The organism is Mitsuaria sp. TWR114 (assembly GCF_007997345.1).
The window spans coordinates 1-10,865 of the sequence record NZ_VOSR01000052.1; the positions used below are offsets into that span (position 1 = coordinate 1).

The 10,865-nt window shown below is 66.9% G+C and carries 4 protein-coding genes, 1 tRNA gene and 2 pseudogenes; all 7 read right to left on the minus strand.

Annotated elements, in window-relative coordinates; translation table 11 throughout:
• Nucleotides 1-277: 277 nt before the first annotated feature.
• Nucleotides 278-2,704, minus strand: a complete 2,427-nt coding sequence (gene lon / locus FUT87_RS03180; RefSeq protein ID WP_091722803.1) for an endopeptidase La — start codon at nt 2,702-2,704, stop codon at nt 278-280.
• A gap of 130 nt (nt 2,705-2,834) precedes the next feature.
• Nucleotides 2,835-4,102 (minus strand): annotated as a pseudogene (clpX, locus tag FUT87_RS03185) (ATP-dependent Clp protease ATP-binding subunit ClpX).
• A 296-nt stretch (nt 4,103-4,398) separates the two neighbouring features.
• Complete coding sequence (gene clpP / locus FUT87_RS03190) at nt 4,399-5,007, minus strand: ATP-dependent Clp endopeptidase proteolytic subunit ClpP (RefSeq protein ID WP_091722797.1); 609 nt, start codon at nt 5,005-5,007, stop codon at nt 4,399-4,401.
• A 222-nt stretch (nt 5,008-5,229) separates the two neighbouring features.
• Entirely contained in the window at nt 5,230-6,540 is a 1,311-nt protein-coding gene (gene tig, locus FUT87_RS03195) for a trigger factor (protein WP_147240058.1), read from the minus strand.
• A gap of 26 nt (nt 6,541-6,566) precedes the next feature.
• A tRNA-Leu gene (locus FUT87_RS03200) sits at nt 6,567-6,653 on the minus strand.
• A 221-nt stretch (nt 6,654-6,874) separates the two neighbouring features.
• Nucleotides 6,875-10,014: pseudogene (locus FUT87_RS03205) on the minus strand (efflux RND transporter permease subunit).
• Between the two features lie 16 nt (nt 10,015-10,030).
• Nucleotides 10,031-10,865, minus strand: an 835-nt coding sequence (locus FUT87_RS03210; RefSeq protein WP_147240059.1) for an efflux RND transporter periplasmic adaptor subunit, incomplete at its 5' end; no start/stop codon positions are given.

Below are 10,865 nucleotides of genomic sequence, written 5' to 3' on the forward strand. Positions count from 1 at the left end.
AACTGAGCTATTCCCGCATGGTCTTCAACGCACTGCCTGCTTCAACTTCGTGGCGTCTCTTGCGATTCGCCTTGTCGTCGCAGCACCGTTTGCGCTGAAGCCGAGAGTATAGAACGGTTTTTCACCCGCTCGCAAGAGTTCGGCGACTTCTTTATGAAGATCGCCCAAACACCAGGACGATTCACCCGACCGTCACCGGTCCCCTCGCCGCCCGCGCGGCGGAATGAACAACGGCGCCCGAAGGCGCGTCGTCATCAGGCTCGCGAACGAGCGCCGGTCAATGCTTCAGCGAATCGCCGGTCGCGTCGGCCGGCTTGGTCTCCGCGACCTTCTCGGCCGGAGGCGTTGCCGCCTCCTCGTCCGGCAGCGCCTGCGGATAAGCCTCCAGCGCCACTTCCAGCACGCGGTCGATCCAGCGGACCGGGACGATCTCCAGCTGATTCTTCACGTTCTCGGGAATGTCCTGCAGGTCCTTGACGTTCTCTTCCGGAATCATCACGGTCTTGATGCCGCCACGGTGGGCCGCCAGGAGCTTCTCCTTCAGGCCACCGATCGCCGTCACCTCGCCGCGCAGCGTGATCTCACCGGTCATCGCCACGTCCGCACGCACCGGGATGCCGGTCAGCGCCGACACGAAGGCCGTCGTCATCGCGGCGCCCGCGCTTGGGCCGTCCTTCGGCGTCGCGCCATCGGGCACGTGGATGTGCACGTCGCGCTTCTCGAAGAGTTCATCCTTGATGCCCAGGCGGCGAGCCCGCGACCGCACCACCGTGCGTGCCGCCTCGACCGATTCCTTCATCACGTCGCCCAGCGAGCCGGTGCGGATGATGTTGCCCTTGCCCGGCATCGCGGTGGCTTCGATGGTCAGCAGGTCGCCGCCCACTTCCGTCCACGCCAGGCCGACCACCTGGCCGACCTGGTTCTTCTTCTCGGCGCGGCCGAAGTCGTACTTGCGTACGCCCAGGAACTCGTTGAGGTTGTCCTCGGTGACCACCACCTTGCCGGTGAAGGTCTTGAGCTGCAGGCCCTTGACGACCTTGCGGCAGATCTTCGAGACCTCGCGTTCGAGCGAACGCACGCCGGCTTCCCGCGTGTAGTAGCGGATCACGCCGCGGATCGCATCCTCGGTGACCTCGAGCTCCTCTTCCTTCACGCCGTTGTTGCCGCGTTGCTTGGGCAGCAGGTAGCGCTGGGCGATGTTGACCTTCTCGTCCTCGGTGTAGCCCGACAGGCGGATGACCTCCATCCGGTCCAGCAGCGCCGGCGGGATGTTCAGCGAGTTCGACGTCGCCACGAACATCACATCGCTCAGGTCGTAGTCGACCTCGATGTAGTGGTCCGCGAAGGTGTGGTTCTGCTCGGGGTCCAGCACCTCCAGCAGCGCCGACGACGGGTCGCCGCGGAAGTCCATGCCCAGCTTGTCGATCTCGTCGAGCAGGAACAGCGGATTGCGCGTGCCGACCTTGGACAGGCTCTGCAGCACCTTGCCCGGCATGGAGCCGATGTAGGTGCGGCGGTGACCGCGGATCTCGGCCTCGTCGCGCACGCCGCCCAGCGCCATGCGGACGAACTTGCGGCCCGTGGCGCGCGCCACCGACTGCCCCAGCGAGGTCTTGCCCACGCCCGGAGGGCCGACCAGGCACAGGATCGGCGCCTTGACCTTGTCGACGCGCTGCTGCACCGCGAGGTACTCGAGGATGCGTTCCTTGACCTTGTCCAGGCCGTAGTGGTCCTCGTTCAGCACGGCCTCGGCATTGGCCAGGTCGTGCTTGATCTTGGTCTTCTTCGACCACGGCAGGTTGACCAGCGTGTCGATGTAGTTGCGCACGACGGTCGCTTCGGCGGACATCGGCGACATCAGCTTGAGCTTCTTGAGCTCGGCCTCGGCCTTCTTGCGCGCTTCCTTCGGCATGCGAGCAGCCTGGATCTTCTTCTCCAGCTCCTCCATGTCGGCGCCTTCCTCGCCGTCGCCCAGTTCCTTCTGGATGGCCTTGACCTGCTCGTTCAGGTAGTACTCGCGCTGCGACTTCTCCATCTGGCGCTTGACGCGGCCACGGATGCGCTTCTCGACCTGGAGGATGTCGACCTCGTGCTCGAGCAGGTCCAGCAGCTTCTCGAGCCGCTTGCCCACTTCGGACAGGTCCAGCACCGACTGCTTGGCATCGAGCTTGAGCGGCAGGTGCGCGGCGATCGTGTCGGCCAGGCGGCCGGCGTCATCGATGCCGGCGATGGACGTCAGGATCTCCGGCGGGATCTTCTTGTTCAGCTTGACGTACTGGTCGAACTGCTGCGTCACCGCGCGGCGCAGCGCCTCGACCTCGGGCTGGTCATCGGCTTCCGGCGGGATCGGCAGGACCTCGGCGGTGAAGTGCTCCTCGCCGTCCTCGATCTTGTTGGTCGTGGCGCGTTGCAGGCCCTCGACCAGCACCTTCACCGTGCCGTCGGGCAGCTTCAGCATCTGCAGGATGCTGGAGACGCAGCCCATCTCGAACATGTCGTCGGGCTTGGGCTCGTCCTTGCCGGCGGCCTTCTGCGCGACCAGCATGATCTGGCGCCCTGCTTCCATCGCCGCTTCCAAGGCCTTGATGGACTTGGGACGGCCCACGAAGAGCGGGATCACCATGTGCGGGAAGACGACCACGTCGCGCAGCGGCAGCAGCGGCAGCGTGATGGGTTCCGCGGGGAGGATCGGATGACCGGACATGAAAACCTCTCTTTCTCAGGCCCATCTAGGGTCCGAGCTACCAATTACAAGGTGCCGTTCAATAGCCTTTGAGCAATTGCCTTCCACAAGGGGTCATGGCAAGCAGATCGCCCGGCGTGTGATCGCGACCTCAGGCGCTTGCCTTGGTTTCGCGATAGACCAGCAACGGCTTGGTGTCCTCGTCGATGTTGTGCTCGTCCAGCACGACCTTGGCGACGCTGTCCAGCGAAGGCAATTCGAACATGGTGTCGATCAGCGCGTGCTCGACGATCGAGCGCAGGCCACGGGCACCCGTCTTGCGGGCCAGGGCCTTGCGCGCGACGGCGCTCAGCGCCGACGGCCGCACTTCCAGTTCGACGCCGTCCATCGAGAACAGCTGCTGGTACTGCTTGACCAGCGCATTGCGCGGCTCGGTCAGGATCTGCACCAGCGCGTCCTCGGTCAGCTCGCCGAGCGTGGCGATCACCGGCAGGCGGCCCACCAGCTCGGGGATCAGGCCGAACTTGATCAGGTCGCCCGGTTCCACTTCACGGAACAGTTCGCCGACCTTCTTCTCGCTCTTGCTCTTGACCGAGGCGCCGAAGCCGATGCCGACTTCTCCGAGCGGTTCTGGATGACCTTCTCGAGGCCGTCGAACGCGCCGCCGCAGATGAACAGGATGTTGGTCGTGTCGATCTGGAGGAAGTCCTGGTTCGGATGCTTGCGGCCGCCCTGCGGGGGGACCGACGCCATCGTGCCTTCGACCAGCTTCAGCAGCGCCTGCTGGACGCCCTCGCCCGACACGTCGCGGGTGATGGAGGGGTTGTCCGCCTTGCGGCTGATCTTGTCGATCTCGTCGATGTAGACGATGCCGCGCTGGGCGCGCTCGACGTCGTAATTGCAGTTCTGGAGCAGCTTCTGGATGATGTTCTCGACGTCCTCGCCGACATAACCGGCTTCGGTCAGCGTCGTCGCATCGGCGATCACGAAGGGGACATTCAGCACGCGGGCCAGGGTCTGGGCCAGCAGCGTCTTGCCCGAGCCGGTCGGCCCGATCAGCAGGATATTGCTCTTGGACAGCTCGACGCCGTCCTTGGTGTCGGCCGCGTGGCGCAGCCGCTTGTAATGGTTGTAGACCGCGACGGAGAGCGTGCGCTTGGCGACGTCCTGGCCGATCACGTACTGGTCCAGCGTGGTCTTGATCTCGCTGGGCACGGGCAGGTCCGACTTGCTCGCGCGACCGCCGGCCGCGGCCTCGGCCGGGACTTCGTCACGGATGATGTCGTTGCACAGCTCGATGCATTCGTCGCAGATGAACACCGACGGGCCCGCGATCAGCTTCTTGACCTCGTGCTGGCTCTTGCCGCAGAAGGAGCAGTACAAGACTTTTTCGCTGGAATTGCCTTTTTTCTCGGCCATGGGAGTGCTGCTGGGGCTGGGGCTGCTGGAGGGCTGCGGGGAATACAGGCAAGTGCCTGCATTGATGATAGTTCAATTGCCGGCACCACCCTTGGGGGGATAAAAGCCCCTAAGAGTGGTCAGTTGGCGCGCTCGACCGGCGGTCAGTTGCTGCACCGCGGCGGCAGTTCCCGGTGGCATCGCCGGGCGGCGGATTCCACGGGAGAACGCCGCCGCCGGCGTCAGGAAGCGCATGGCGCGGGATCCGGGCTGCGGCGCCCGCTGGACGCCGCGGCGGCCTGAATCCCGCGTCGCGATCAGGGACGCTTCTCGATGACCTGGTCGATCAGGCCATAGGTCGACGCCTCGGCGGCCGACATGAAATAGTCCCGCTCGGTGTCGGCCTGGATCTTCTCCAGGCTCTGGCCGGTGCGCTCGGCCAGGATGCGGTTGAGCTGCTCGCGGGTCTTGAGGATCTCGCGGGCATGGATCTCGATGTCCGTGGCCTGGCCCTGCGCGCCGCCCAGCGGCTGGTGGATCATGATCTTGGAGTTCGGCAGCGCGAAGCGCTTGCCCTTCTCGCCCGCGGCCAGCAGGAAGGCGCCCATCGAGGCCGCCATGCCCATGCACAGCGTCGAGACCTGCGGCTTGATGAACTGCATCGTGTCGTAGATCGACATGCCCGCCGAGACGCTGCCGCCCGGCGAGTTGATGTACAGCGAGATCTCCTTGTCCGGGTTCTCGCTTTCCAGGAACAGCAGCTGCGCGACAACGAGGTTGGCGACGGCGTCATTCACCGGGCCGACCAGGAAGACGATGCGCTCGCGCAGCAGGCGGCTGTAGATGTCGTAGGCGCGCTCGCCGCGGCCCGACTGTTCGATGACGATGGGCACCATGCCCAGGTTGCTGGTTTCAAGCGCGCTCATGAAATCCTCTGAATTGGTTCGAGATCACGACAAACCATTATGTCGTGCGCTCCATCCCCTTGCCGCCGCGCGGCCCCTGCGAAGCGGGATCGCGCCGGCGGCTGCGCCGGGGAAAGAAAAAGGCGCCGGCCTCTCGGCCAGGCGCCTTACTTGGCGATGAGTTCCCGGTGAATCAAGGGCGATGCCGGGAAAGCCCGCGCCAGACGGCGTCGAGCCGGCCGATCAGGCCGTGGCCATCAGCTCGTCGAAGGGCAGCTGCTTGTCGGTGACCTTGGCCTTGCCCAGGATGAAGTCGGTGACGTTGTTCTCGATCACGACGGCTTCGACCTCGGCCATGCGCTCGCGGTCCGACAGGTACCAGCGCACGACTTCCGCCGGCTTCTCGTAGCTCTGCGAGATTTCCTCGATGTGGGCCTGCAGCTGCTCGGGCTTGGCCTGCAGGTTCTGCGAGCGGACCAGCTCGGCCACGACCAAGCCCAGGCGCACGCGCTTCTCGGCCTGCTCGTTGAACAGCTCGGCGGGGATCGGGGCCTTGTCGGCGTCCTTGATGCCGCGCTTCTTCAGGTCCTCGCGGGCGTTGGCGACCATGCGCTCGGCTTCACCGGCGACCAGCGCCTTGGGCACGTCCAGTTCGGCCTTGCCGACCAGCGCGTCCATCGCGGCGCCCTTGTTCTTGGCCAGCACGCGGAACTTCACTTCCCGCTCGAGGTTCTTCTTGATGTCGGCGCGCAGCGCCTCGACCGTGCCTTCCTTGATGCCCAGGGCCTTGGCGAAGGCCTCGTTCACTTCGGGCAGGTGCTGGGCCTCGATCTTCCTGACCGTGACCAGGAAGTCGGCTTCCTTGCCGGCGACGTCCTTGCCGTGGTAATCGGCCGGGAAGGCCAGCGGGAAGGTCTTGGACTCGCCCGCCTTCATGCCGCGCACGGCCTTCTCGAAGGCCTCGAGCATCTGGCCTTCGCCCAGCAGGAACTGGAAGCCGTCGGCCTTGCCGCCGGCGAAAGGCTCGCCGTCGATCTTGCCTTCGAAGTCGATGGTCACGCGGTCGCCGTCGGCGGCCACGTCCGCCGCGCCGCGCTGGGCGAACGAGCGGCGCTGCTTGCGCAGGATCTCGACGGTCTTGTCGATGGCTTCATCGGTCACGTCGGCGGCGACGCGCTCGATCTCGGCCTCGGCCAGGTCGGCGATCTTCACTTCCGGGTAGATCTCGAAGGTCGCGTCGAAGGCCAGTTCGCCTTCGGCGGCCGTGTCCTTCTGGGCGATGCTGGGCATGCCGGCCACGCGCAGCTTGGCTTCGTTGGCGGCGACGGTGAAGGCCTCGCCCAGCTTGTCGTTCACGACTTCGTACTGCACCTGCGCGCCGTAGCGCTGCGCCACGAAGGACATCGGCACCTTGCCGGGACGGAAGCCGTCGGCCTTGACGGTGCGGGCCAGCTTCTTCAGGCGGGACTCGACCTCGGTGTTGATGTCAGCGGCCGCCAGCGTGAGCGTGATGCGGCGTTCGAGCTTTTCGAGAGTTTCGACGGTGACAGCCATAGTGGACTCGGAATCAGTTGGAAGTGTGGTGCGCGGGGCCGGACTCGAACCGGCACGCCCGTGAAGGCGTCAGGACCTAAACCTGGTGCGTCTACCAATTTCGCCACCCGCGCCGGGTGATGGGGGCTCGTCGCGATCGCTGCGCGCAGTCCTGCGCGGCGGGCCTTGGTAATTCGGAGATGCGAGAGAAGAGCCCAGGGCCCTGCCGTCCGCGATCCGGAAAACCGGCGATTGTAATCAAGGATTCAGCCGATTCCCACGGCCGCCCCCGCCCCGCCCGGGCGGGGGTTAACCCCCGAAGGCCGGAGGCCTTGGGGGCCTCCGGCTCGCCGGTTCAATGCGTCGACGGGGCGATGCCGGCGTCCTTGTCGCGCTCGACGCGGAACCAGGCCGCGTACATCGCCGGCAGCGCCAGCAGCGTCAGCACGGTGGCGACGATCAGGCCGCCCATGATGGCCACCGCCATCGGGCCCCAGAACACGCTGCGCGACAGCGGCACCATCGCCAGCACCGCGGCGGCGGCGGTCAGCGCGATCGGACGCAGCCGTCGCACGGCGGACTCCACGATGGCCTGCGCCGGTGGCACGCCGCGGCCGCGGTCCTGCTCGATCTGGTCGATCAGGATGACGGAGTTCCGCTGGATCATGCCCATCAGCGCGATCACGCCCAGCAGCGCGACGAAACCGAAGGGCCGGTTCAGCAGCAGCAACGCGGCCGACACACCGGCGATGCCCAGGAAGCCGGTCAGGAAGGCCAGCATCGCCCGCGAGAAGCTGTGCAGCTGCAGCATCAGCAGCGTGAAGGTGATGAACAGCATGATCGGCACGCCGGCGGCGATCGAGCCGGTGCCCTTGCTGCTTTCCTCGACCGCGCCGGCGATCGAGATCGAGTAGCCGGGCGGCATCTCCTTCTGCATCGCGTCGAGCGCGGGCCAGAGCTGGCTGGTCACCGTCGCGCCCTGCAGGCCCTCGATGACGTCGCCCTGCACGGTGATCGCGAACTGGCGGCTCTCGCGGTGCATCACGCCAGGCTCCCAGGTGAACTGCGGCTTGGCGATCTGCGTCAGCGGCACCGAGCGGCCCGAGGCGGTGGGCACGTAGGCGTTGGCGAGCTCCGACAGCGTGTCGCGCTCCTGCACCGGCTGGCGCAGGACGATGTCGATCAGTCGGTCGGCCTCGCGGTACTGCGACACCGTCGTGCCCGACACCAGGATGCGCGCCGCCTGGGCGATGCTCTGGCTGGTCACGCCCAACGCCCGCGCCTTGTCCTGGTCGACCTGCAGGCGCAGGACCTTGATGGCCTCGTTCCAGTTGTCGTTGACGCCCACCATGTTGGGGTTGGCGCGCATCTGTTCCTTGGCGCGATCGGCGTAGATCCGCAGCTGCGCGGGATCGTCGCCGGCGATGCGGAACTGCACCGGATACGGCACCGGCGGCCCGTTGGGCAGCAGCTTCACGCGGCCGCGCACCTCGGAGAACTCCTCGGCCAGGATCTGCGGCAGCTTGTGGCGCAGGGTCTCGCGGTCGGCCGGCGTCTTGGGCAGGATGATGGCCTGGCTGACGTTGGTGTTGGGCAGGATCTGGTCCAGCGGCAGGTAGAAGCGCGGCACGCCCGAGCCCACCCAGGTCGCGATGCTGCCCACCAGCGGCTCCTTGGCCATGCGGGCCTCGAAGCGCTTGGCCACGACGTTGCTCTGCTCGATCGTGGCGCCTTCGGGCAGCCACAGGTCGACCAGGATCTCCGGCCGGCTCGAATCCGGGAAGAACTGCTGCTGCACCTTGCCCATGCCGGCCAGGCCGAGCACGAACACCAGGATGGTGAGGCCGATGGTCTTCCAGCGGTGGTAGACGCACCACGCGACCCAGCGGCGGAAGCGGTTGTAGAACGGCGTGTCGAAGACCTCGTGGGCCTCGCCTTCATGGCCGGCGCGGGTCTTGAGCAGCAGCGCGCCCAGGTAGGGCACGAAGTAGACCGAGACGATCCACGAGATCACCAGCGCCGCGGCGGTCACCGCGAAGATCGCGAAGGTGTATTCCCCGACGGTGGACTTGGCCAGGCCGATGGGCAGGAAACCCACCGCGGTGATCAGCGTGCCGGTCAGCATCGGCTTGGCGGTGGCGTCGTAGGCGTACGTCGCCGCATGCATCTTGTCGTAGCCCTCCTCGAGCTTGCGCACCATCATCTCGACCGCGATGATCGCGTCGTCGACCAGCAGGCCGAGCGCGATGATCAGCGAACCGAGCGAGATCTTGTGCAGCCCCACGCCGGCATACAGCATCACCACGAAGGTGATGGCCAGCACCAGCGGGATGGTGATGCCGACCACCAGGCCCGGCCACACGTCGATGCGCAGCGGCTTGGTGTGCAGGCCCAGGCTGATGAAGCTCACGCCCAGCACGACGATGACGGCCTCGATCAGCACGTGGACAAACTCGCCGACGGAGGTCTTCACCGCGGCGGGCTGGTCCTGGATCTGCTGCAGCGTGATGCCGGCGGGCAGTTGCTGCTGCAGCCGCTTGACGGTGGCCTGCAGCGCCTTGCCCAGCGCGATGATGTCGCCGCCCTTGCCCATCGACACGCCCAGCGCGACGACCTGCTTGCCGTTGAAGCGCACCATCGTCGTGGCCGGGTCGACATAACCGCGGCGCACCTTGGCGATGTCGCCCAGGCGCAGGCTGCTGGCGGCGCCGGTGGTCGGGTTGGTGCCACGGATCGGGAAGTCGCTCAGCGCCTGGACGGAATTGAGCTGGCCCTCGATGCGGATCTGCACGTTGGCGCTGCTGGCGTCCATGACGCCGGCGCTCTCGACCGCGTTCTGCGCGTTGAGCTGCGAGACCACCTGGTTGAAGTCCAGGCCCAGTTCGGCCAGGCGCTTCTGCGAGATCTCGATGAACAGCTTCTCGGCCTGCACGCCGAAGAGGTCGACCTTGGCCACGTCCTGCACGCGCAGCAGCTCGGAGCGCACCGCCTCGGCCTGCTGGCGCAACTCCTCGATCGAGAAGCCGCCGTCGGAGGACAGCGCGAAGATAGAGCCGTAGACGTCGCCGAACTCGTCGTTGAAGAAGGGCCCCAGCACGCCCTGCGGCAAGGTGGGCTTGAGGTCGCCGATCTTCTTGCGGACCGTGTACCAGAGCTGGGGCACCTCGCCCGGCGAGGTGTTGTCCTTCACCTGGAAGATGGTCAGCGACTCCCCCGGCTTGGTGTAGCTGCGGATCTTGTCGGCATGCGGCACCTCCTGCAGGGTGCGCTCGATCTTGTCGGTGACCTGCTCGGCCATCTGCTGCGGCGTCGCGCCGGGCCAGTAGGCCTGCACGACCATCGCGCGGAAGGTGAACGGGGGGTCTTCGTCCTGGCCAGCTGGAAGTAGGCGGCGAAGCCCAGCACCATCAGCACCACCATCAGGTAGCGCGTCAGCGGGGCATGCTCCAGCGCCCAGCGCGAGAGGTTGAAACCGGCGCGGCTCGGGTTGCTCATTCAGCGCTCCCGAGGATCAGCGAGACGCGGCGGCGGACGGCGCGGGCGAAGGCGAGCCCTCGACCGGCGTGCCCGGCGGGCGGAAGCGCTTGACCTTCTGGCCGGGCGTCAGCACATGGCCGCCGGCGGCCACGATCTCCATGCCGGGCGCCAGGCCCTGCACCACCAGCTCGTTGCCTTCCGCGCCGACGACGGTCACCGGTCGGGGCTGCACGGTCATGGTCTTGGGGTCCAGCAGCAGCACCGCGCTCTTGCCTTGCGATTCCATCACCGCGCTCAGCGGCAGCTTGATCGCGTTGTCCGACGGCGTACCGGTCAGGATCACCGTGGCGGTCTGGCCCAGGCGGACGTTCTGGTCGTTGAGTTCGGCCTTCACCAGGAAGGTCCGCGTCACCGGATCGGCGGCCGCGGCCAGCTCGCGCAGCTTGATCGGCTGCGGCTCGGCCTTGGTGTCGGTCCACAGGCGCACCTTCAGGCCGTCGGGCCGCGCCGCGGCGGCACGCACCAGCGCCACCTGGTCCTCGGACACGGAGAAGACGATGTCCCGCGGGCCGTCGTTGGCCACGCGCACCACCGGCGTGCCGGCGGCCACGACCATGCCGGGCTCGGCATCGATGCCGGTGACGACGCCGGGCGCGTCCGCCACCAGGCTGGAGTACTGCGCCTGGTTGCGCTGCACGTCGGATTGCGCGCGCGCCGATTCGTATTGCGCCTGCGCGGCCTTGAAGGCGGCATCACGGCGGTCCAGTTCGGCCGCGCTGATGAAGCCCTGCCGGTGCAGGTCGATGTAGCGCCGGTAATCGGCGCCGAGCTGGTCGCGGTTCACCCGGGCCGCCAGCACCGAGGCCTTG